Here is a 23,619-nt window from a genome sequence, read left to right on the forward strand (position 1 = left end):
GCGCTCGCCATCGGGGGGTTACGTCTTTCGGGCAAAAGATGGCACAGTGTAACGAGAAGCTGCCGTTTCGGCAGCACCCCTGAGCCATTTGTTCCTGGTTCCCTCTGAATCACATCAAGGAGTTCCCATGCCACCCTGGCAACCTCTGATCGATTTCTGGTTTGGCGACGAAGCCGATGACGTCCTGCGGGCCACACGGCAAGCCCCGCTCTGGTGGGGAAAAAGCAGCGAAACGGATGCCCTGCTGGCCAGCCGCTTTGGCGAGCTGGCAGAGGCCGCAGCCAAGGGCAGTCTCGCCCACTGGGCCGATCTCCCCAGCGGTCGGCTGGCGCTGATCCTGCTGCTCGACCAGTTGCCCCGCAATATCCATCGCGGCACGCCTGCAGCCTTTGCCCGGGATCCGCTGGCACGGGATCTCTGCCTGAAAGGGCTGTCCATCGGGGCGGACAAATCCCTCTCACCACTGGAGCGGGTCTTCTTCTATCTGCCGCTGGAGCATGCCGAATCCCGGGAGCAGCAGGCCAGAAGTGTGGCGCTGTTCGAGGCACTGGCTGCCGAGCAAGCTGGCACACCGGCGCAGGCGACCTTTGCCGGATTTGCCGACTTTGCCCGCCGCCATCAGGTGATCATCGAACGCTTTGGCCGCTTCCCCCACCGCAACGACATTCTGGGTCGCACCAGCACACCGGAAGAGGCGACATTTTTGCAGCAACCGGGCTCGGGCTTCTAAGCAGGCCATATAAAAAATCCCCGCCAGCTAGCTGGCGGGGATAGCAGATGGATAACAACTCTCGGCGTTACTGAATGCGATAGCGGGATATCTGCTGGTGGATGCTCTCGGTGGTGACATTGAGCTCCTCGGCTGCGGCTGAGGTCTCCTCCGCTGTGCTGCTGGTTTGCTGCACGACCTGAGCAATCTGCTCTACCTGGTGAGCGATCGACTCGGCGGCCGAACTCTGCTCGCGGATGGCATTGGTGATCTCGCCCACCTGCTCCATCACCCGGTGCGACGCACTGCGGATCTCGGCAATAATGGCGCCACTCTCGGTAGCCATGTTGACCCCCTGGCTCACCTTCTCCTCCACCAGATGCATGCGGGAGACCGTATTGTTCGACTCCTGCTGGATCGCCTCTACAGTGGCAGATATCTCCTGAGTGGATTGGGCTGTGCGCTCAGCCAGTTTGCGCACTTCATCTGCCACCACCGCAAAGCCACGGCCGGACTCCCCGGCCCTCGCCGCCTCAATGGCCGCGTTCAAGGCCAGCAAGTTGGTCTGCCCCGCCACATCACGGATCACGTTGACCACACCGCCAATGCGCGAAATGCCCTCACCCAGCGCAATGACCTCGGCCGAGGCCTGCCGAATGGAGTCGGCGATCTCGTTGATGGCATGAACGGTACGATCTATGGTTCTGCTTCCTTCGCTAGCCAGCTGCCCTGACTCATTGGTGATACGGCTCGTCTCCTGGGTACGCTGGGAGATATCTGTGATGCTGACAGTCATCTCTTCCACACCGGCGGCGATCAGACTGGTAGCATCATTGGCCTGACTGGCCGAGCTGGCGAGGTGCTGCGCCGCTTGAGAGAGGGATTCGGCAGTGCTCTTGATCTGCAAGCTGCCGACGGAAAATTCGGTAAATGTCTGTTGCAGCGTATCGAGCAACCGGTTGACCGCATTGAGGGTCAGACCAATCTCATCCTGCTGTTTCACATCCGCTCTGAGGGTAAAGTTGAGGTCGCGCTGGATCCGGGTCAGGGTATCCATGGCGGTGCGAAGAGGATTGGCCACCTGATTGAACAACCAGACAAACAGCCCCATCGTCAGCACAATGGTGCCACCGGCGATAAACAGCAGGGTTTGCAGGCTGTTGTCGTAGTTCTCCTGGCCCTGCTTCTTGAGCGCCAGTCCCAAATCCATATTGAAGTTGACGTGAAGCTCGATTGCCTTGGCAAACTGCTGGAACACTCTGGTGGCTTCTCCCGCCAGCATGTCTCGCGCTTCATCGTTCTTGTTTTGTCTGGAGAGCTGCAGAACCTTGTCTATCTCCTGATAATATTGCGCGACAATACGTTGATCATCGTCGGTCAGGCGCCGATCTTCATCATTGGAGAGCATCTCAGCTTTGTATTTGTCGAGCAGTGAAGTGATCTGTCCCTGTATCTCGGTGATACCCGTTTCGATCTGCTGCATCTTGCCGGTGTCGGTATTGAGCACATGTGTCTGCACCAGCGAGTGCAATTCATAGAAATCGGCCTGCACTTGCTTAATCAGCGAAATACTGGGCACCGTATTGTCCGTCACATAGCCTAAATCCCGGTTGGCCGAATCGAGGCGGTTGATACTGAACCAACTGAGAAAAATGAGCGTCAGCATCACCAGCAGCGCGATCAGTTGCAGTCGACGAGCAATATTCATAACCGTACACTCCAGATGAAAACTATCTAGCAGTGTAGACGAGCCATAAACAACAACGGCCCGCATTGGCGGGCCGTTGTTGTTTATTTTTCATGGCGTTGTGATCAGGCTTTGGCTGGCTCACTCTCGCCCAGCGCGACGGTTTCACCCAGACTGTCTTCGGTCTTGGCCACCACGCTGGCGGCGATGGCGTTGCCCAGCACGTTGGTGGCAGAGCGGCCCATGTCGAGGAAGTGATCGATCCCCAGCAGCAGCAGGATGCCCGCTTCCGGAATATGGAATTGGTTCAGGGTGGCGGCAATCACCACCAGAGAGGCGCGCGGTACCCCGGCCATCCCCTTGGAGGTGACCATCAGCAGCAGCAGCATGGTGATCTGCTGGGCCATGGAGAGCTCGATTCCATACGCTTGGGCAATGAACATCACCGCGAAGGTGCAGTACATCATGGAGCCGTCGAGGTTGAAGGAGTAACCCATCGGCAGCACGAAGCTGGCAATGCGCTTGTCACAACCGAACTTCTCCAGACGATCCAGGGTCTTCGGATAGGCGGCTTCAGAGCTGGCGGTCGAGAAGGCGAGCAGGATGGGTTCGCGGATCATCGCCAGCAGCTTGATGACACGACCACGCAGGAAGACGCTGCCCATGGCGATCAGCAGCAGCCAGAGGCAGGCCAGCGCGATGTAGAACTGGGCCATAAAGCTGCCGTAGGTAACCAGAATACCCAGCCCCTCTTTGGCCACCATGGCGGCGATGGCGCCAAATACCGCGAACGGCGCAAAGTTCATCACGTAACCGGTCACTTTCAGCATGATCTCGGCAGCGCTGGCCATCAGCACCACCACCGGCTTGGCCAGATCGCCGAGCGCAGCGGCGGCCAGACCGAAGAAGAGTGAGAAGACCACGATCTGCAGGATCTCGTTGGTGGCCATTGCCTCTACCACGCTTTTGGGGATGGCGTGGGTCACGAAATCTTTCAGGGTAATGGCACCGGCAGCAATGCCCGAGCTGGCGGTGTCATTGGGCAGGGAGAGCGAAAGCCCCACACCCGGCTGCATCAGGGTCACCATCACCAGACCCAGGCTCAGGGACATCAGGGAGGCCAGCATAAACCAGCCGAGGGTCTTGGCACCGATACGCCCCACGGTGCGGGTGTCGCCCATCTTGGCGATACCGACCACCAGGGTGGTGAAGACCAGGGGAGCGATGATCATCTTGATCAGTCGCAGGAAGATATCGGTCAGGATCGTGATGTTATTGGCAAAATCCGCAGCCTGATCTGCGGCAAACATGCGATAGCCCTGGCCGGTGAGGATGCCAAACATCATGGAGATGAGGATGGCGACCGTCAGTTTATTCATTTTCATGGGGGAGTCCCGGTTTTGATTGGTGCAAGCCGTAAACGGTGGCATGGGAGCCACAACAGTCCGTTTTTGTGATCCGAGCCGTTGATTCCTGGCGGCTGGTATGCTGGGAGAATGCCTAAAAGCAGGGGGTAAATCTAGAGGCTTTCTCCAGAATTTTATCCTGCCATTAGGTGTATGTGATATAGATCTTGCAAACCACCAATATTAATCACTGTTTATTTTGATTTCAGCGAGATATTTCGCATCCAGAGTTCGCTCATCGAGTGCCCGTGGCAACAGGCGAAAAGTGAGCAGCGCCGAGATGGTATGCTGCACCTGCATCTGGGCCATAAAGAGATCCGGCTCATCCTCGTCAAAACCGAAGATCGGCCGTGATGGGGTCACCCTGACGGCATCGCGGTTAATGGTCAGCTCATCGACCTTGAGCCAGGAGTAACCCTCTGCCAGTGCCAGCTCCCCTGCCCGCTTGAGCACATATTTGCGGGCGGTCTCCCTGTCCACCAGATCGTTGCCGACAAACTCCAGCTGCCACTTGTCCGGGCCAAGCCGGGTCTGGGAAAAACCGGTCTGGCCGTTCCAGAATGACTTTTCACTCTGGTAAGGGGTGGCGCAGCCCACCAGCAGCAGGGTGAGCATCAGCAGACAACAGGGTTTAGATACGGATGCAGACACGAGAGGCCTCGCCAGGCAAATGAGCAACAGAGTTGTTACTACACCATAAAGCGCGGTGACTGCACAATCTGCTCACGCCAGCAGCGACCAGCGTGCATCACCACAGGCTTCACGCCTGTGCGGCGAATCGCAGGCAAAAGAAAAGGCCTTGTCGTTTGACAAGGCCTTTACCGGGGAATTTGGTCGGTGTGAGAGGATTCGAACCTCCGACCCTCTACACCCCATGCAGATGCGCTACCTGGCTGCGCTACACACCGACGGAGTCAGCTCGGCTGACGGGGGCAGAGTTTATGGAGATGACCCCGCCCTGTCAACAGGGAAACGCCGCCAATTCCTCGGCCACGGTGCGTTCGCCTGCTTTGCGAACAATCAGCGGTTAAAGGTCAGCCGCTTGCCCAGGATCTGGTCAGTCACCTGCCCGTTTTGCCAGGCGATCTGGCCATTCACCAGCGTCATCTCCACCGTGCTGTGGAAGCGGTAGCCGTTGAAGGGTGACCAGCCACAGTGGTAGAGGATGTTGTCGTCGTTGACCACATAGGGCTTGCCCAGATCCAACAGCACCAGATCGGCGAAGTAGCCCTCGCGGATATAACCGCGATCCTGCACCTGGAAGCGCTCGGCTACCGCGTGGGAGGTCTTCTTGACGATAGTCTCCAGGGTAAACACGCCGTTGTGGTAGAGCTCCAGCAGCGCCTGCAAAGAGTGCTGCACCAGCGGTACGCCGGACGGCGCCTTGAAGTAGCTGTTCTGCTTCTCTTCCCAGGTGTGGGGCGCGTGGTCGGTGGCGATGATGTCGAGCACGTCGTTGCGTACCGCATCCAGCAGTGCCTGCTGGTCGGCGGCACTCTTCACCGCAGGGTTGCACTTGATCAGGCTGCCCTGGGTCTCGTAATCGGCTTCATTGAAGAAGAGGTGGTGAACGCACACCTCGGCGGTGATGTTCTTGTCCTTCAGCTCGCTCAGGTCGTGGCTGGCGGTAAACAGCGACAGCTCCTTGGCCGAGGTCAGATGCAGCACATGCAGCTTGGCACCGTATTTTTTCGCCAGCGCCACCGCCATGCTGGAGGATTTGTAGCACGCCTCGTCACTGCGAATGCGGCCGTGCTCGCCCATCGGCACATTCTCGCCCCACTTGGCTCGCGCCGCCTCTTCGGCCTTGGCGATGGTCGGGGTGTCTTCGCAGTGGGTGACGATCATCACCGGACTTTCGCGGAAGATGGCCGCCAGGGTCTCCTGATTGTCCACCAGCATGTTGCCGGTCGAGGAGCCCATAAACACCTTGACCCCGCAGGACTGCTTGGGGTCGAGACGCTTGATCTCTGCAAGGTTGTCGTTGGTGGCGCCGAGATAGAAGCTGTAGTTGGCGACGGAGGAGTTGGCGGCGATCTGGTATTTGGCTTCGAGGGCGTCGAGGGTGGTGGTCTGGGGATTGACGTTGGGCATTTCCATGAAACTGGTGGTGCCACCGGCGACGGCGGCGCGGGATTCGCTGGCGATGGTCCCCTTGTGGGTCAATCCCGGCTCCCGGAAGTGGACCTGATCATCGATCATTCCGGGGATGAGGTGGCGACCTGCCGCATCGATAACCAGCGCATCGGGCGCCTCGATATCCGGGGCAATGCGGGCAATCCGTTCCCCCTCGATCAACACATCGGAGGCATAGATGCGGCCTTCGTTGACCAGGGTGGCATTTTTGATAAGCAGTTTGTTCATGGGGGGTTCCAGTTCCTTTGCCGATAATCGCGGGTCATAATAGCGCAAAACTGCCCTTTCTCTGTAGCAAGGCCTGACTGATGAAGTTATTTGTAAGAGATTTGACCGTGATCGACTCCAGCTACCTCTGCGAACGCCGCGGCATGGTGGGCGAGAGCTGGCTGGTAGATATCGAAATGAGCGGTGAGCTCAACGAAATGAGCATGCTGCTGGACTTTGGCCGGGTAAAGAAGCTGATCAAGTCGATCATCGATGAAGAGGTGGACCACAAGCTGCTGGTGCCGACCGAGTGCCCGCTGATCCACGTCGAGACACTGGATGGTAACGAAAGCACAGTGGATCTGCTGCGCCCGGGTCGCTCCATCCATCTGCGCTGCCCATCCCAGGGCTTTGCCTTTATCCCTGCCCCGCAAGTTGATAAAGAGTCGGTGACCCGCTACCTGCTGGCGGTGCTGGCCAAACGGCTGCCGGGCAACATCAAGGATCTGTCGCTGACCCTGCGTCAGGAGGCGATCACCGGTGCCTTCTACCACTACAGCCACGGCCTGAAAAAGCACGATGGCAACTGCCAGCGCATCGCCCACGGCCACCGCTCCCCCATCGAGATCCACGTCGATGGCGAGCGCGACCAAGAGCTTGAGTTCAACTGGGCCGAACGCTGGGGCGATATCTACCTCGGCACCGAAGAGGACAAGGTGGCACTGGCCGAGCTCACCTTGAGCCCCCGCGCCAATGCCCAGCTTGGCGAGCATCACACCGGCTTCAAATATATGGCGCCCCAGGGGCTGTTCCAGCTGGCCATCCCCACCGCCGAGGTAGAGATGATCGACACCGACACCACGGTCGAGCTGCTGGCCTGCTACATCGCCCGCGAAGTGAAGAAGATGGTTGGCGACAAGTTCGTCAAGATTGTCGCCTATGAAGGGGTCGGCAAGGGCGCGATTGCCTACGCCTGATCCCCTTGTCGCTGCAGCAATAAAGAGAAGGCCCCGCATCTGCGGGGCCTTGTTGTTTCAACTCTCGACCATCAGGCACTGAGGCGGAAACGCTTGACCAGGCTCTCCTGCTGCTCGGCAAGGGAGTCCAGCTGCTGGCTGGTCTCGGCCACCCGCTCGATCCCCTGATAGTTGAGATCCGAGATATCGGAGATGCGGTTGAGGTTGGTGGCGATATCGGCGCTGGTGGCCTGCTGCTGCTCGGCGGCAGAAGCGATCTGGCTCGACATGTCGCTGATCAGCACCACAATTCCCTGCACCTCCTCCATAGCGTTGTTGGCGTGAGAGCTCTGATCCACGCAACTGTCCATCTCGCGAGAGCACTCCTGCATCACGGTCACCGCCTTGGCGACCCCCTGCTGCAGGTTCTCGATCATGGTCTGGATCTCGCTTGTGGACTGGGCGGTGCGGCCCGCCAGACTGCGCACCTCATCCGCCACCACCGCAAATCCGCGCCCCTGCTCGCCGGCCCGCGCCGCCTCAATGGCCGCGTTGAGAGCCAACAGGTTGGTCTGTTCGGCAATGCCGCGAATGACATCGAGGATATTGCCGATCTGGCTGCTCATGGCGCTCACATCACCAATCACCTTGCCGGTCTGTTGCAGCTTGCCCGCCAGCTGATGGGTGGTGGTGATATTGCCCGCCATCACCCTTCGCCCCATCTCGGAGGCCTTCTCCACATCCATCACTCGCTCCAGAGTCTGGTTGGCGGCCTGCGCCACTTCCCGCACCGATGCCTCCATCTGGGTCATGGCGGCGGCGACCGAGGCGGTCTCCTGCCGCTGTTTCTCCAGATCCGCCCTCACCGATTCGGTGGTGCGACGGTTGCCGTGGGCGGCATCGTTAAGCTGGGCCGATGCTTGTGAAAGCTGCGCCAGTACCTCCCCCATCTGGGCGATCAGCAGGTTGATCTGGCTGCCCAGCTGACCAAATTCATTCTTGCTCTGAAAACCGATGCGCTGGGTCATGTCGCCCTGGGTTACTTCGGTCAGCACCCGCAGCAACTCCCTGAGCGGACGGCGAATGGCCTTGCCCAGGGTATAAGCCACCAGCATGGCAATCAGGATGGCGACCGCTATGCTGGCTCCCTGAGTCAGGGTGCTCTGGCTCTGTGCGGCTTTGGCATGCTGAATGCTCTGGTTCATCAGTTGCTGGCTCTGATCGGTGATCCGCTCAAGCCGATCCTGAATTGCCACGATGAGCGCACTCGCCTGCTTGCTCTTCTCCCGCATCTGCTCCTGCTGTTGCATCAGCGCCAGATACTGGGCCAGGACACCTTCATTACCGGTCGTATCGCGCACGAAACCGTGGACGTAGTGACCCATGTTGTTGTCGAAATCCTTGAGCTCACCCTGCAGATCCTTGATGGTGCTGTTGAACCCCTCGATCTGCATCCTGTTGCGCTTGAGCGCAGCTTCAATGGGGGCCGGAATGCTCTGGTTGAGGGCATCCATGGTGGAGAGTTCGATAGCGGAAAGCTTGGTGGTCAGGGTCTCGGAGAGCATCTTGATGAAGCTGTCGTCGATGGTGATCATCATGTCCCCCAGACTCTTCTTGAACTGGGGCAAGCTGACCTGAAACTGCCCCTTGGCCAGATTGACCTTGTGCAATCGGGTGAGCAGCGCCTCGTGTTCGCCCGGCAGGGTATCGGTCAGTTGCAGGTAGCTGTCGACCTGCTGGCTCAGAGTGCCCATCTCCCCTTGCAGTTCGGGGTGGTGGGCGACCTGCTGGCGCAAGGCATCGAGGCTCTTGCCCACCGCGGCCTTGGCCTGTTTCAGTTCGGCCACTTCGGCAGGCAGCTGTTTGGGGTCCTGCTCGGTGAGCACATCCCCCAGCCACTTGTTGGCACTGAGCAGGGTGATCTGGGTCTGGCTGCTGGCAATCACCAGCGGCATAGACTGCCGGGTCACCTGTTCCAGCGATCCCCCCAGGGTATTCTGACTACGAAATGTGAGTAGTGAACTGGCCACCATCACGGCCACCAGGATCGCGAAGCCAAGGTAGACTCGCTGCAAGATGGAGAGATCCGACATTGTTTGTTTCATTATTGTCCCGCTGTATATGCAAAAGTCCCTTGCCTGAGTACCCCGTCCTTTTGATACCCTGCAGACCCCTGAACAGGCGCTGCAGATGACGTCCCTCTGGCTATCGGTATTCTTAACAATAACTGAAGGGAATGGGACATCAGCTGTGTCAAATCTCGGCTTGTGTCACACTTGACGCGCTGCTCGCCTTCTTTCGGGAGCCGCTTGGGATGCAAGTTCAATTTTCTTTTTCATATAAGGGAGTTAGCCATGGCGCAAGAAACCATTTTCAGCAAAATCATCCGTAAAGAGATCCCTGCCGACATCCTTTATCAAGACGATCTGGTCACCGCATTCCGGGATATCCAGCCCAAGGCCAAGACCCATATCCTGATCATCCCGAATGTGCTGATCCCCACCGTCAATGACGTGGAAGCCGAACATGAACTGGCCCTTGGCCGGATGTTCACCGTGGCCCGCAAGCTGGCAAGCGATGCGGGCATCGCCGAAGATGGCTACCGCCTCATCATGAACTGCAACCGCCACGGTGGGCAGGAGGTCTACCACATCCACCTGCATCTGGTCGGCGGCGAGCCGTTGGGCCCCCTGCTCAGCCTGTGATACTCCCGAGCATTCGACTGGCCTGCCTGATGCTGGCCAGTTTCCTGCTGGGAGGCTGCGCCTCCCACTGGCAGGATATGTTTGTCTCCTACTCCGACCAGATGGTGCCCTTGCGCAACCAGCTGCTGCTGGGCCATGCCGCCGAGGCGCTGCCCGAAGTGCGCGACTCCACCCTCGGCGATGACACCTTTGTCCTCGATCGGCTCGAACAGGGGCGTATCGCCTGGCTGGCGGGGCAAGATGCGGACAGCAAGCAGGCGTTCACCGCCGCCGACAGCCGCCTTCAATGGGAAGACAATCAAGCCGAATACCGGCTGAGCCACGGTCTGGATCAGGTGGGCAGTCTGCTCACCAACGATCAGTCGATGGCCTATCTCACCCCCGATTACGAACGCACCATGCTGCACCACTATCTGGCCCTCAACTACCTGCAACGGGGAGATGCCGATGGCGCCTTGGTGGAGGTACGCCGGGCCAATCAGGTGCAGGAGCAGGCCCTGAAACGGCGAGCCGATGAGGTACGCAAAGCGAAGGATGAGAGCGAAGAGGCCGAAGCAGAAGGCGAGATGCGCCAGCTGATGTCGCGCGGCGCACCGGATCTCGACCGGTTGATCGGCAAGGTCAAAAACGGTTTTCAGAACGCCTACACCTTCTATTTTTCCGCCGTGCTCTATGAGGCGGCCGGGGATCTCAACGATGCCTGGGTCGACTATCAGCGCGGCTACCAGATAGCGCCGGACAACCGCAGCCTGCAAGATGCCTTGCTGCGTCTGGCGCGGCTGCGTGGCTCACCGGACGAGATCCGCGAGACCGAGAAAAAGATAGGCCGCAAAGCGCCGCCGCTTGCAAAAGATCAAGGCCAGCTGGTGGTGCTGTTTGAAGATGGTTTGATCCCGGCACGGCGCGAACTGTTCCTGCCGCTCCCCATCTCCACCTCCCGCGGCGATTTTCGCACCTTTACCGTCGCCATCCCCTATTACGATAATCGGGCCAGCGACACCGGCCCGCTGACGGTGGAAGTCGGCAAGCGGGTCGAGCAGACCAGCGAGCTGGTCAGGCTGGAAGCGCTGGCCGCCAAAGATCTGCAGGAGCGGCTGCCCGGCATGCTGACCCGCCAGGCGCTGCGACTGGTGGCCAAGGAGCAGATGCGCCGCACCGCCGCCAAAGAGGGAGGGGATGTGGGCAATATTCTGGTGGGGATCTTCAACACCCTCTCGGAGCGGGCCGATACCCGCAGTTGGCTGACGCTGCCAGCGCAGGCATCGAGCTGGCAGGGGATGGTGCCGGCAGGTGAAATCAATCTCACCCTGGGCGCGGGGGCAGCGCAGCGGCAATTGCCGCTCACCATCCACAAGGGCCGCACAACCCTGGTCTGGGTACAGCGCCTCGGCGCCGGTCTGACCACCAGGGTGATGCCGCTCTGAGCAGACGGCGAAGAGAGATGAGCAAGACAATTAACCGGGCAGGCACACTCGCGGCCCCACTCACCCCGATTAAGGAGAGCAAGATGAAAGCATACGGGTTGGCCCTCGGGCTCGCGCTGCTGCTGACCGGCTGCGCCACCAACACCTCCGGCGTGGCGCTCTATGGCCCGGCGGGCGGTGCACCAGTGGCAGAGCAGCATCAAAACGTCAACGTCACCCTGACCGAGCTGAGCCGCCGCCAGCAAAATGGCCTGCTGCAGGTCAATGTGGCCGCTGCCAGCACCCAGCGCAGCGATAACAAGCTGCAATATATCTTCTATTGGTATGATGAGGCCGGTCAGGAGGTCGCCAGCGATGGCCGCGGCTGGACCCCCATCAAGCTGCATGGCTATCAGACCCGCACCCTCTCGGCCCTGGCGCCCAGCCCGGCGGCGCAAGGTTACCGGATTTACGTACGCGAAGTGATTGAGGAATCCTACTGATGAAAATGAATCATGCCCTGCTGATCCTGACCTCTGCATTGCTCTTGGGCGGCTGCTCCAGCACTACCGTCAGCTATGGCGATCCCACTGAAACCGAAACCGTCACCGTCGATTACGGCTCAAGCGACCTGCAGGCCATCGCCGACAAGATGGCGGACTCCATGCTCGCCTCCCCTGCCACCAGCGAGATCACCGCAGGCGGTCGTCCGGTGATGTTTATGGACTCTATCCGCAACAAGACCTCCGAGCACATCGATACCGAAGCCATCACCGACACCATCCGCACCAAGCTGCTGCGGGCCGGCAAGTTCCGCTTCGTCGACATGAGCAAGGTGGCCGCCGTCAAGCAGCAGCTCGAATACCAGCAGAGCAGCGGCATGGTGGATCCTGCCTCCATGGTGCGGCTTGGCAAGCAGACTGGTGCCCGCTACATGGTCTATGGCAACCTCGCCAGCATCGTCAAAGACAATGGCAAGGTGAAGGATGTCTACTACCAGATGACCATGAACCTGATGGATCTGCAAAACGGCGAACTGCTGTGGGCCGATCAGAAAGAGATCCGCAAACAGGCGAAGAAATCCACCTTTGGCTGGTAACAGGCTCCTGGTGACAGGCAACTGTGATCCGCTACTGGCCAGCCTGCCTACCCCCTGGCGGGAGGGGCAGCTGGAACCACTCGGGTTAGGCCTGACCAACTGCAACTATCGACTGCGCCTCCCCTCGGGGCGCAGTTACTTTTTGCGTCAGGGCCACTCCGACCCGGTGCGCCTTGGCATCGACCGTCCCACCGAGTGGCAGCTTTATCAGGGGGCGATGGGCGAAGGGTTGGCACTGTCTTGCCACTATGGCGATCCCGCCAGCGGTCTGATGCTGCTCGAATGGTGCGATGAGCCAAACTGGGTACACGCGGCGCCACCGGAAGCCGATCAGCCCCGTCTGCTGGCAGAGGTGCTGCGCAAGCTCCATCGCTTGCCGCTGCCTGCGGTGGTGATGGCGGTGCGAGCCCACGCGGCGGGCTATCGCGCCCGACTGGCCCGAATTCCCTCCTGGCTGCCCGCCCTGGAGCGTGGCTTGCTCGCCAGCAGTGAGCCAAATGATTGCTGGCGCCCTTGCCACCATGATCTCAATCCGGCTAACTTGTTGGGAAGCAAACCCTGGGTCATCGACTGGGAGTATGGCGCGGCAGGTCACCCCGGCTTTGAGCTCGCCAGCATCCAGCGCACCCATGAGTGGCCCGCCGAGCGGCGCGACGAGCTGGAAGCGCACTATCTGCAGGCCCTGCCGCGCCACCAGTGGCCCGATTTTCAGAGCGAGGCATTTTTACCCTGGGTCGACTATATCGGCCTGCTCTGGGCCCTGCTGATGGCAGAGCAACAGCCCTCACCCGACTATGACACCCTGATCGCCATCAACCGGCAACGACTGGAGTAACAGATGATAAACAAGGTGCGCTGGCACAAGCCGAAAACCTGGGGTCTGCTGCTGATCGGCCTGCTGCTGACCGGCTGCTCCACCCGGGTGATCTACTACTGGCTCGATACCGCCATCATCTGGCAGCTGGATGACTACTTTGCCCTCTCCTATTCGCAGAAGGATCTGCTCAGCCGCGAAGTGAAGGGGCTGATGGCCTGGCATCGCCAGCACGAGCTGCCTCGCTACGCCAGGGATCTCGATGCACTGGCCAAGGCGGTGGCCAGCCCCATGACGCCGGAGCAGATCTCGACCAATCTCGATGCGGTGCAGCAGAGCCTGACCCGTACCCTTGAAAACACTATCCCCCGCGCGGTCAGGCTGGCGCGCACCCTGACCGACGAGCAGGTAGCCCGCTTTATGACCGATCGGGTCAAGCGGCAACAGGAACGGCAAAAGGACTTTGCCACTGAGCCCAAAGAGCAGATGCTGGCGGAGTTTCGCGACAAGATGAACAAGCGGCTCGAGTTCTGGATTGGCGAGGTGAAACCGGCACAGGCGCCACTGGTGGCCCAGTGGGCCGAATGGCAATACGAGCTGATGCCCCCCTGGCTCGAGTTTCAGGAGTCCTGGACCCAGGAGCTGGACAGGCTGATGAAGCAGCGCCAGAGTCCCGACTTTACCCGCGAGCTGACTGACCTGCTGGCCGAGGGGGATGGGCTGATGGATGGCCGCTTTACCGGCTATACCGAGCAGTCACGCCAGCGTACCGTCAACTGGCTGAGCGCCATGAGCCAGTCACTGGATATCTCCCAGCGAGCCCATCTCTACTCCCTGCTCAAGGGCTACGCCCGCGACTTCAAGCAGATGAGCGGCAGCTGACGAGCTGCACCGAATGGTGCCATACGCCCGGGGCAGCCTTGTTCAAACCGGGCGCTTATGGTAGTTTGCCCTTCCTATTTATCGGGAATTAACTTTTTGCGCCTTATCGACAAAGTAAAACTGGTGCTGGTAACTCTGGTTATCGCCCTCACCCTGCTTTGTTCCATCGCCCGAATGGAAGGCCCGCTGCTACCCGCATCTCCCCAGAGTGAACAGCAGCAGACTCAGGTGTTCAATCAGCTTAGCGACAGCGATGATGGCATCATCAAGTTTGTCGGCAGCCATCAGAATCACCTGCTGCGTCTCGAACAATCCCTGCGCAGTGACAACCAGCCCAAAAGTGTGGTCTACGAGCTGATCCAGAGCTGGTCTGCCCAAGCCATCCTGCTGCTGCTGCTCGGCTGGCTGATGCTGGCCCCCGAGCTCTATCACAAACAGAGTTTTCGCGATCGCTTTGGCGCGATCCACCGACGCCATCTACAGCGCCAACATCTGCAATACCGCTTCACCCAGAGCTATCTGAGCGCCTGACCCCGGAGGGGCTGGCACATCCACTGTTTGCTCATCTCCTCTTCCTGACGGATCCGGCGGCTGCCTGATCCGCATCTGATGCATCCCATTTTTTGCGCCTTGCCGAGCCTTGTTGCTATCGGCCCGGGCACCATTCTCCTGACAGAGGCTTGTTTGCCATGAGAAAAAGCAATCGCACCGTTCTCAACCGCATGAGCAAGTGGCAGTACGCACTGCTGCTGTTGATGCTGTTGACCTTTACCTTTTACTCCCTGCCCACCTTTTTTGGTGAGCAGCCCTCCCTCGGCCTGCACGGACAGCAGCGCCTGACCACCCAGCAACAGATGTTGCTGAGCGACAAGCACCTGACCCCGCTCAAGGTCATTGAGCAACCTGAGCGGGTCGAGCTGGTCTTTGCCAGCCAGGGCGAGCAGCAGCGCGCAAAGCAGTTGCTGGAGCAGCAAGGGGTCGACAGTGCCGCCCTGACCCTGGAGTTTCACTCCAACGCGCCGACCTGGATCACCCGCCTCGGCGCCGATCCCATCAAGCTGGGACTGGACCTGCGTGGTGGCTCCCAGCTGCTTATCGGGGTGGACGTGGACTTTGTCATCGACAATCAGACCAAGAATCTGGTGGATACCCTGCGCACCCGCTTCCGTGAAGCCAACCTGCGCGGCGCCAGCGTCACGCGCAGCGCACAGGGCGCCGTAGCCGTCACCCTGCCGGAGGTGGCCGAACAGGAGAGCTGGCTCGCCATCATCAAGGAGAGTGCCGGTACCCGTCAGGATCAGTGGAAGCTGACCCGCTCCGGCAATGATCTGAAACTGGTGCTGAGCGAGGCGGAGCGTACCCTGCTGGTCAACAACGCCGTGACCCAGAACCTGTCGATCCTGAAAAAACGGATCAACGAGCTCGGCATCGTCGAGGCCTCGGTGGTGCGTCAGGGGCAGGATGGTATCCGTATCGAACTGCCCGGAGTACATAACCCCAAACAGGCGAAAGAGGTGATCGGGGCCACCGCCTCGCTGGCCTTCTACGAGGCCAAAGCCGACAGCCACTTCTACATCGCCGATCGCAACGGTCAGGCCGTCGGCATGGCGCGCAAGCCGGTACTCACCGGCGAGCACATCGTCGATGCCCGCGCCAATATGGGCGAGATGGGCCAGCCCCAGGTCAATATCGTGCTTGACACCCTGGGTGGCAGCAAGATGAACCAGTTCAGCCGCCTGCATGTGGGCAAGCCGATGGCGACCGTCTTCACCGAGTACAAGACCAATGCCCAGGGCAAACTGCGCGCCCAGAGCGAGGTGATCAACGTCGCCACCATCCAGACCGCCCTTGGCAACCAGTTCCGCATCACCGGCATTGGCAGTCTGCCGGAAGCACAAGAGCTGGCCATGCTGCTGCGCGCCGGAGCCCTCACCGCCCCTCTCAAGATCCTGGAAGAACGCAGCATAGGCCCGACGCTGGGGATGCAGAATATCGAGGCGGGTTTCACCGCGCTGGCCTTCGGCATGGCAGGCATGATGCTGTTTATGATGGCCTGGTACCGCAAATTCGGCTGGGTTGCCATCACGGCGCTGGTCGCCAACCTGTTGATGCAGGTCGGCATGCTGGCAGTGCTGCCGGGCGCCGTGCTGACCCTGCCGGGGATCGCCGGTCTGGTGCTGACGGTGGGCATGGCGGTGGATACCCATGTGCTGATCTTCGAGCGGATCAGGGACCGTCTGCGAGAAGGGGGCTCACTGGCCAACGCCATCGACTTTGGCTATCGCTCCGCCTTCCACACCATTTTTGATGCCAACATCACTACGCTCATCTGCGCTGTGGTGCTCTACTCCATCGGCTCCGGGCCGCTGCAGGGCTTCTCCATCACCCTCATTCTGGGTCTGCTCTCCAGCATGATCACCGGGATCTGGGGGACGCGCGCCATCATCAACCCCCTCTGGGGACGCAGCAGCGAGCGCACGCTGAAGGTGTAACGGGACAGCAGTCCCTCTGATGAGCGGCTTTGGCTGCGCCATCGGCTATGGATATGGCCGGAGCGGCCAAAGCAGAACACTATTTTCCCGGCGTGTCGCGACACGTCGTGATGGGCCAACAGCCTGATGCTGGCTGGCCAAGGAGAGAATTATGTTGAGAATGATCGTTGCCATGGGGTTGACCCGTTGGCGTTATATCGGCCTGTGGGCTTCCATCCTGCTGACCGTGGCCAGTGTCGCCATCTTGTTGGTGAACGGCCTGACATTGGGGCTCGATTTTACCGGCGGGATCCTGCTGGAGTTTCATATCCAGACCCTGAAAGAGGCCCATGAGCTCAATGCCATGCTGGTCTCCCCGCTGGCGGGAGCCGTTGAGCTGAGCTCGGCCGGTATTCCAGGCGAGTGGCTGATCAAGCTGCCCCCCCACGAACTGCCCTGGCCCGCGGCGGATCTCGCCACCATGCTGACCCAGCAACTGGGGATACCGGTCGAGTTGCTGCGCACCACCATCGTCGGCCCTCAGGTGGGTGCCGAACTGTTCCAGCAGGGGATGCTGGCCGTGCTGGTGGCTTCGCTGGCGATGTCGGCCTATCTGGCGTTTCGTTTCGAGTGGCGTCAGGCCATCGGCATCCTGCTCTCGGTGGTCCATGACGCCATCGTAGCGCTGGGGCTGCTGTCACTCTTTCAGATCGAATTCGACCTGAACATCATCGCCGGTTTGATGGCGGTGATCGGCTACTCCCTCAACGACAGCATCGTCATCTCGGACAGGTTGCGGGATCTGCTGAGCTCGCGTACCCAGATGGGCATCCACGAATGCTCCGATGTGGCCATCAAGGCGACCTTCAGTCGCACCATGATCACCTCGGGCACCACCCTGTTTACCGTGGGTGCGCTGCTGCTGTTTGGCGGTGACGCCCTCTACGGCTTCTCCTTCACCCTGTTTGCCGGGATCCTGGTGGGCACCGTCTCCTCCATTACCGTCGCCTCGACCGTGCAGGAGCTGCTTGGGCTCACCCCGCAGGCCTACCAGAAGAAGAGCGAGGAGCCACTAGCCAACGCAGCCTGAACCTTGTTAATCAGACCCGGCTTACTGGGTCTCAACAAACCGGGCCCCTGCCAACCATTGGCAGGGGCTTTTTCATCCCTTCTCTCGGTCTCTCGCCGCCCCTTTTGTTGCTCGGCTCGCTTCAATTGACAACTGACCATATTGAAAGCAATGACGGATCAACCCGTCATTTTTAATAACAAAAAGGTCATTTTATTACGTCAGAAACCATAAAATGTGACTGAAAGCACTTTCTTGAGGGCTCAAAGGAGGCAACATTGTAGTGATTTATCTACAAAGGGATATGAGATGTTGTTACAACCTGCCAATACAGCAAAATCCAGACAGTTGCTGAACGAGACCATGGCTTTGGTACTCGCAGGAGGGCGGGGTAGTCGCCTCAAACAGTTAACCGACAACCGTGCAAAACCTGCCGTTCATTTCGGCGGCAAATTTCGCATTATCGATTTCGTGCTCTCCAACTGCATCAACTCCGGCATTCGTCGGGTCGGTGTCGTGACCCAGTACAAATCCCACAGCCTGTTGCGCCATCTCCAATCGGGCTGGTCTTTCCTGCGCTACCAGATGAACGAGTTTATCGATCTGCTCCCTGCCCAGCAGCGGGTGGATGAGGTGAACTGGTATCGGGGTACCGCCGATGCGGTCTACCAGAATCTGGATATCATCCGCGATCACGCCCCCAAATATGTGGTGGTGCTGGCGGGCGATCACATCTACAAGATGGATTACGCCGCCATGCTGCTCGACCACGTCAATATGGGCGCCAAGGTGACTGTAGCCTGCATCGAGGTGCCACGCAGTGAAGCAAGCGCCTTCGGGGTAATGGCTGTGGATGATGATCGCAAGATCAATGCCTTCGTCGAAAAACCCGCCAACCCGCCCGCCATGCCGGGCAAAGCCGACACCGCGCTGGCCTCCATGGGCGTCTATATCTTCGATGCGGAGTATCTCTATCAGTTGCTGGAAGAGGACATTGCCAACGAGCAGTCCCATCACGATTTCGGCATGGACGTGATCCCCCGCGTGGTGAAAGAGGGCACCGCATTCGCTCACCCGTTTGGCATGTCCTGTGTCGGCTGCTGTCCGGATCGCCGCCCCTACTGGCGCGATGTGGGCACTGTGGACTCCTTCTGGGAAGCCAACATGGATCTCGCCTCCGTCACGCCGGAGCTCGATATCTACGATCAGGACTGGCCCATCTGGACCAGCCAGAACATGACTCCTCCCGCCAAGTTCGTGCAGGACCGAAACGGTCAGCACGGCATGACCATCAACTCCATGTTTGCCGGGGGCACCATCGTCAGTGGCTCTTTCATCCTGAGTTCGGTGCTCTTTACCAATGTGCGGGTCGACTCCTTCTGCACTCTGGATCAGGCCGTTATCTTCCCGGGTGTGGAGATTGGTGCCGGTTGCCGACTGCGCCGGGTGGTGATCGACAAGGGGTGCAAACTGCCGGAAGGCACGGTGATCGGTGAAAACGCCGATGAAGATGCACGTCGCTTCCACCGCTCCGAGCAGGGCATCGTGCTGGTCACCCAGGGGATGCTCACTCGCCTGAACAAAGAGCTGCAGGGAAAACAAAAGCGCTGATCCGCAGCCAGACGGGATCCCCCTTCCTACCGCAAAGGGAGCCATTATGGCTCCCTCTTTCTATGGCTGACCAGATAGCCACCTCACACCATCATTGCCATCGCGTTGCAGTCTCCCAGAGATACCATTTACTGTGGGTAAACAGCTGGACAACGCAGCCTTCACGCCCTCAAGTCGTAAACATTAGATTACACAAAAACCATTAAGCCTCCGAAAAACCCTCTGTATTATTCCTGTTCGCGCTATATAGCAGCTCCTTTATCTGACTTTTTAGCGGTAAACCCACTGGTTTCACTTGATTGTTTGTTTTTCCTTGGTAAGGTGATGGCGGTTGCGTAACAAAGCAGGTACCAGTGTAAATATATAGGTACAGCCGCTTTTGGCTTAATACAGTAGAGAGAATGAAATCATGCAAAGAGACCCCCTGAACAACATCCATATCCAGTCCGAACAAGTGATGATCACGCCTGCCCAGCTCAAGGAGAAGTTACCCATCTCCGACAAGGCGCTGGCATTCGTGCAAGGGGCCCGCAATACCATCGCCGACATCATTCACCGCCGCGATCACCGCCTATTGGTGATCTGTGGTCCCTGCTCCATCCACGACATGGACGCCGCCAAAGAGTACGCAACCAGACTCAAAGCGCTGCATGATGCCTATCAGGACTCTCTCTACATTGTCATGCGGGTCTACTTTGAGAAGCCGCGCACCACGGTCGGCTGGAAAGGCTTTATCAACGACCCCAATCTGGATGGCACCTTCGATGTGGAGCTGGGGCTGCACCGTGCCCGCGAGCTACTCTGCTGGCTGGCGGAGCTGGAGCTGCCGCTGGCCACCGAAGCGCTCGACCCCATCAGCCCCCAATACCTGGCGGAGCTCTTCTCCTGGTCGGCCATCGGCGCCCGCACCACCGAATCCCAGACCCACAGGGAGATGGCGTCCGGCCTCTCCATGCCGGTCGGCTTCAAGAACGGCACCGACGGCAACCTGGGGACCGCCATCAATGCGCTGCAGGCGGCCTCCTCCCCTCACGCCTTTATGGGGATCAACCAGCAGGGCCAGGTTGCGCTGCTGCAGACCCAGGGCAACCCGGATGGCCACGTGATCCTGCGCGGCGGCAAACATCCCAACTACGACTCGGTCAACGTGTCGCTGGCGGAAGAGGCGCTGGAGAAAGCGGGCCTGCTGCCGAGCCTTGTGGTGGATTGCAGCCACGGCAACTCCAGCAAGGATCACCGTTTGCAGCCCAAGGTGGCCGACAACGTCATCCACCAGATCCAGGAGGGCAACCGCTCCATCATCGGGGTGATGCTCGAATCCAACCTGTTTGAGGGCAACCAGTCCAGCGAGCAGCCCAAGCAGCAGATGCGCTACGGGGTCTCCATCACCGATGCCTGCATCGACTGGGACACCACCGCCACCCTGCTGGCCCGCTGTCACAACCAGCTGGCTGACCCCCTCAAAGGCAGAACTGCACGATAAGCCGTGGTATCTTGTCGTAACCTATTGAACAATCTGGGTATCACCGCTGGTGGCATCAAACCGCTCATGCCGTGATACCTTGTTGCATCTTGATTTTCAGGGCGCCGCCGCTGCGGCGCCAGCAGGGACTGGATATGGCTGAAGAGTTGAATGTACTCAGGGACAAGATAGATGCGGTGGACAAGCAGCTGATCGATCTGCTGGCCGCCCGTCTGGCCCTAGTGGGAGAAGTGGGTGAGGTAAAGAGCCGCCACGGCCTGCCCATCTATGCACCGGACCGGGAGGCGAGCATGCTGGCCCGCCGCCGCGCCGAGGCCGAGCAGTTGGGAGTGCCCGGCGATCTCATCGAAGATGTGCTGCGCCGGGTGATGCGCGAATCTTACGCCAGCGAGAAAGATACCGGCTTCAAATGCATAAAGCCGGATCTTGGCAAGGTGGTCATCATCGGCGGTCAGGGCCAGCTTGGTCGGCTGTTCGGTCATATGTTCAGCCTCTCAGGCTACCGGGTCGAGACGCTGGAACAAGCCGACTGGCCACGCGCTGACGAGATCCTTGCCGGAGCCGGTCTGGTGATGGTGGCGGTGCCAATCGATATCACCTGCCAGATCATCGATCGCCTCGGTAACCTGCCCGCCCACTGCCTGCTGGTGGATGTCACCAGCGTGAAGGCGGCGCCGCTCGAACATATGCTGGCGGTACATCAGGGGCCGGTACTGGGACTGCACCCCATGTTCGGGCCGGATGTGGCGAGTCTCGCCAAGCAGGTGATCGTCTGCTGCCAGGGTCGTGACCCCGCCGCCAGCCAATGGCTGCTGGAGCAGATGACCATCTGGGGCGCCCGCTTGCAACAGGTGGAAGCCAAGGCCCACGATGAGGCGATGACCCTCATTCAGGCACTGCGTCACTTCGCCACCTTTGCCTATGGCTGGCACCTCTCCCGGGAGCAGGCCAATCTGGATCGCCTGCTGAGTTTGAGCTCCCCCATCTACCGGCTGGAGCTCGCCATGGTGGGGCGGCTGTTTGCCCAGGATCCCCACCTCTATGCCGACATCATTTTGTCGTCACCGCAGAACCTGGCGATGATCCGTCGCTACTACCAAAACTTCGGCGAAGCGCTGGGGCTGCTGGAGCGAGGAGACAGGGACGGTTTCATCAACGCATTCTCGCAAGTTTCCGGTTTCTTCGGCGAGCATGCCGACCAGTTCCTGCGTGAAAGCCGCATGCTGCTCGCCCAGGCCAACGACCGCCGCCAACACGGCTGATCCTGCAAAAGCAGCTACCTCATATCGCCAGAATGGGAAGATGCCTGGGCATCTTCCCATTTTATTTGTTACCGATTTAAACACTGACGTCAGTCACGCTCGGCCCTACGTCGAGCCCCCACAGCTGACTGGCCTCAATACCCTCCCCTGGCGCTGCCTCACATCCAGCAAGTATGCCCCCTCAATATCCACGCAATCCGCGCAAATAGCACCGCCCCTTGCAAGGGCTGCCAGACTCTAACGGTCAAACCAAACTGCTGCGAGCAAGGCTGTACGACGCAAAGGAGAACGGTGCACTCCCCATCAAAGAGATAAACAGGAAGCAGGAAGCAGGAAGCAGGAAGCAGGAAGCAGGAAGCAGGAAGCAGGAAGCAGGAAGCAGGAGAGATTAACCGAGACAAATGGTTTGCCAAAGATCACTTAACACAGCAATCCGGCGATTTATCATGGCGCCAATCCGCTGTCGCCAAAAAAGAAAATGGCCGAGAAATTATCTCGGCCATTTGTAGCCTGGTCAAAGACTCAAGCCTGGATATTACTCTTGTTCAACTTATTAGAAGTTGTACTGCAGAGCAACAGTCCACTCGTCGTCATGCTTCTCGATACCCTGGATCTTGTACTCGGTGTAAGCTTTCAGCTTCGGAGTGAAAGCGTACTGAACACCCAGCAGGGTCTCGTCAACCAGATCCTTGTAAGTAGAACCGGCAGCTTGAGCGTTGGCCTTGCCTTCTTTGAAGTTGTAACCAGCCAGGAAGGTCCAAGCATCTACGTTGTAAGAAGCAGCCAGCTCGTAACCACGGCCGTCATCTTTCAGACCCAGGCTCTTGTTCTTCACTTCGCCTTCAGTGTAAACACCGGCAAAATAGAAGCCATTGATAGCGTAGTGCGCGCCAATAGCCCACTCGTCTTTCTTACCAGTCTGACCATTAACTTTGTTTTGCAGGTCGGAGTAGGCATAACCGGCGTTGAAGCCCAGGCCGAAGTCAAAATCGTAACCGGCGGCAACGGCATAAGCTTTCTTACGCTTAACGTCGGAACCAAAGATGGCATCTTCTTTGACCTTCTGACCAACGTCAGTGATCTTGACCGCTACGTCGTCATTGGTTTGGTAGGAAACTTTACCTTTGAAACCACCGAAGGTGTTGGAGTAGATAACCTGGCCTTCCTGACGACCGTCATAGAAGTTACCCGCATCGCCCCACTCGTTGAAAATATCGGTCGGCTCGAGTACGTCGTAGAAAGCAGTGTCGGTCTGACCGAAGATGATTTTACCGTACTGGGTGCCGTCAAAGCCTGCATAGATATGACGAGCATCGAACTTGCTAGACTTACCGTCACTGCCCTTGTCGGAGTTTTCAGCAGCAACTTGCCACTCGGTCTTGGCGATACCGGACCAAGTGTTGTTCAGAGCAACTTTACCGGACCAGCCCAGACGGGAAGAACCAATCAGCTCGCCATCGGTATCATCGTGCTCACCGTAGTAGTTAGCCTGTACACGGCCGTATACGTCGAAAGTGGTACCGTCTTTGTCATAGATCACTGCAGCGTTAGCGGCGGATGCAAACAGAGCCGGAATAGCAATAGCCAGAATTGTCTTTTTCATAGTTTCCAATGCCTACTGTAATTAAACACTAAGTTGTTGTTATTCCCTGTGTTAGCGATGTTCTTTGCATCACTATGCCGCCGAGACTAGCACCGGATTTTTTGAACCGCAATGAA

General features: G+C 59.0%; 20 protein-coding genes and 1 tRNA gene. 14 read left to right on the top strand and 7 right to left on the bottom strand.

Annotated elements, in window-relative coordinates; genetic code table 11:
• Positions 1-127: 127 nt before the first annotated feature.
• On the top strand, positions 128-730 hold the full coding sequence (locus G5137_RS02185; RefSeq protein WP_266133817.1) for a DUF924 family protein: 603 nt from the start codon (positions 128-130) through the stop codon (positions 728-730).
• Between the two features lie 67 nt (positions 731-797).
• Here G5137_RS02185 and G5137_RS02190 read toward each other — a convergent pair whose 3' ends face one another.
• From G5137_RS02190 to G5137_RS02210, 5 genes are all read right to left on the bottom strand, one after another.
• Complete coding sequence (locus G5137_RS02190; protein ID WP_266133816.1) at positions 798-2,417, bottom strand: methyl-accepting chemotaxis protein; 1,620 nt, start codon at positions 2,415-2,417, stop codon at positions 798-800.
• A 104-nt stretch (positions 2,418-2,521) separates the two neighbouring features.
• The gene (locus G5137_RS02195; protein WP_005334018.1) at positions 2,522-3,781 is read right to left on the bottom strand and encodes a dicarboxylate/amino acid:cation symporter; all 1,260 of its coding nucleotides are present in this window, start codon (positions 3,779-3,781) and stop codon (positions 2,522-2,524) included.
• Positions 3,782-3,985: 204 nt separating this feature from the next.
• Positions 3,986-4,417 (bottom strand): CC0125/CC1285 family lipoprotein, encoded by a 432-nt coding sequence (locus G5137_RS02200; protein ID WP_216980324.1) that lies wholly within the window; start codon positions 4,415-4,417, stop codon positions 3,986-3,988.
• Positions 4,418-4,633: 216 nt separating this feature from the next.
• A tRNA-Pro gene (locus G5137_RS02205) sits at positions 4,634-4,710 on the bottom strand.
• Positions 4,711-4,822: 112 nt separating this feature from the next.
• Complete coding sequence (locus G5137_RS02210) at positions 4,823-6,166, bottom strand: dihydroorotase (RefSeq protein ID WP_075115531.1); 1,344 nt, start codon at positions 6,164-6,166, stop codon at positions 4,823-4,825.
• An 80-nt stretch (positions 6,167-6,246) separates the two neighbouring features.
• Between G5137_RS02210 and G5137_RS02215 the strand changes: the two genes are divergently transcribed.
• Entirely contained in the window at positions 6,247-7,122 is an 876-nt protein-coding gene (locus tag G5137_RS02215) for a 6-pyruvoyl trahydropterin synthase family protein (protein WP_266133815.1), read from the top strand.
• Between the two features lie 71 nt (positions 7,123-7,193).
• On the opposite strand, the gene G5137_RS02220 is transcribed toward G5137_RS02215, so the two are convergent.
• Entirely contained in the window at positions 7,194-9,206 is a 2,013-nt protein-coding gene (locus G5137_RS02220) for a methyl-accepting chemotaxis protein (RefSeq protein WP_266133814.1), read from the bottom strand.
• A 249-nt stretch (positions 9,207-9,455) separates the two neighbouring features.
• Between G5137_RS02220 and hinT the strand changes: the two genes are divergently transcribed.
• The 12 genes from hinT (at position 9,456) to tyrA (ending at position 21,900) form a co-directional block, all read left to right on the top strand.
• The gene (hinT, locus tag G5137_RS02225) at positions 9,456-9,806 is read left to right on the top strand and encodes a purine nucleoside phosphoramidase (RefSeq protein WP_266133813.1); all 351 of its coding nucleotides are present in this window, start codon (positions 9,456-9,458) and stop codon (positions 9,804-9,806) included.
• Between the two features lie 29 nt (positions 9,807-9,835).
• Positions 9,836-11,230 carry a COG3014 family protein gene (locus G5137_RS02230; protein ID WP_266133812.1) on the top strand — a complete coding sequence of 465 codons (1,395 nt, stop codon included), beginning with the start codon at positions 9,836-9,838 and terminating at the stop codon, positions 11,228-11,230.
• Positions 11,231-11,313: 83 nt separating this feature from the next.
• On the top strand, positions 11,314-11,712 hold the full coding sequence (locus tag G5137_RS02235; RefSeq protein ID WP_231719680.1) for a YcfL family protein: 399 nt from the start codon (positions 11,314-11,316) through the stop codon (positions 11,710-11,712).
• On the top strand, positions 11,712-12,308 hold the full coding sequence (lpoB, locus tag G5137_RS02240; RefSeq protein ID WP_005334041.1) for a penicillin-binding protein activator LpoB: 597 nt from the start codon (positions 11,712-11,714) through the stop codon (positions 12,306-12,308). The genes G5137_RS02235 and lpoB overlap by 1 nt, the downstream gene beginning before the upstream one ends.
• A gap of 10 nt (positions 12,309-12,318) precedes the next feature.
• The gene (locus G5137_RS02245; protein WP_266133811.1) at positions 12,319-13,143 is read left to right on the top strand and encodes a phosphotransferase; all 825 of its coding nucleotides are present in this window, start codon (positions 12,319-12,321) and stop codon (positions 13,141-13,143) included.
• Between the two features lie 3 nt (positions 13,144-13,146).
• The gene (locus tag G5137_RS02250; RefSeq protein WP_005361577.1) at positions 13,147-14,004 is read left to right on the top strand and encodes a DUF6279 family lipoprotein; all 858 of its coding nucleotides are present in this window, start codon (positions 13,147-13,149) and stop codon (positions 14,002-14,004) included.
• 96 nt (positions 14,005-14,100) lie between these two features.
• Complete coding sequence (locus tag G5137_RS02255; RefSeq protein ID WP_005334044.1) at positions 14,101-14,535, top strand: hypothetical protein; 435 nt, start codon at positions 14,101-14,103, stop codon at positions 14,533-14,535.
• Positions 14,536-14,693: 158 nt separating this feature from the next.
• Positions 14,694-16,496, top strand: coding sequence for a protein translocase subunit SecD (gene secD / locus G5137_RS02260; protein WP_266133810.1), 1,803 nt, complete (start codon positions 14,694-14,696; stop codon positions 16,494-16,496).
• 151 nt (positions 16,497-16,647) lie between these two features.
• Complete coding sequence (gene secF / locus G5137_RS02265; RefSeq protein ID WP_266133809.1) at positions 16,648-17,565, top strand: protein translocase subunit SecF; 918 nt, start codon at positions 16,648-16,650, stop codon at positions 17,563-17,565.
• Between the two features lie 288 nt (positions 17,566-17,853).
• Complete coding sequence (gene glgC, locus G5137_RS02270; protein ID WP_005334047.1) at positions 17,854-19,155, top strand: glucose-1-phosphate adenylyltransferase; 1,302 nt, start codon at positions 17,854-17,856, stop codon at positions 19,153-19,155.
• Between the two features lie 409 nt (positions 19,156-19,564).
• Positions 19,565-20,638, top strand: coding sequence for a 3-deoxy-7-phosphoheptulonate synthase (locus tag G5137_RS02275; RefSeq protein ID WP_005344622.1), 1,074 nt, complete (start codon positions 19,565-19,567; stop codon positions 20,636-20,638).
• Positions 20,639-20,772: 134 nt separating this feature from the next.
• A complete protein-coding gene (tyrA, locus tag G5137_RS02280; RefSeq protein WP_266133808.1) occupies positions 20,773-21,900 on the top strand; it encodes a bifunctional chorismate mutase/prephenate dehydrogenase in 1,128 nt (375 codons plus the stop codon).
• Positions 21,901-22,453: 553 nt separating this feature from the next.
• Here tyrA and G5137_RS02285 read toward each other — a convergent pair.
• On the bottom strand, positions 22,454-23,503 hold the full coding sequence (locus G5137_RS02285; RefSeq protein WP_088869706.1) for a porin: 1,050 nt from the start codon (positions 23,501-23,503) through the stop codon (positions 22,454-22,456).
• Positions 23,504-23,619: the final 116 nt, after the last annotated feature.

This window comes from Aeromonas sp. 600282, from assembly GCF_049175755.1.
Lineage (GTDB): Bacteria > Pseudomonadota > Gammaproteobacteria > Enterobacterales > Aeromonadaceae > Aeromonas > Aeromonas veronii_A.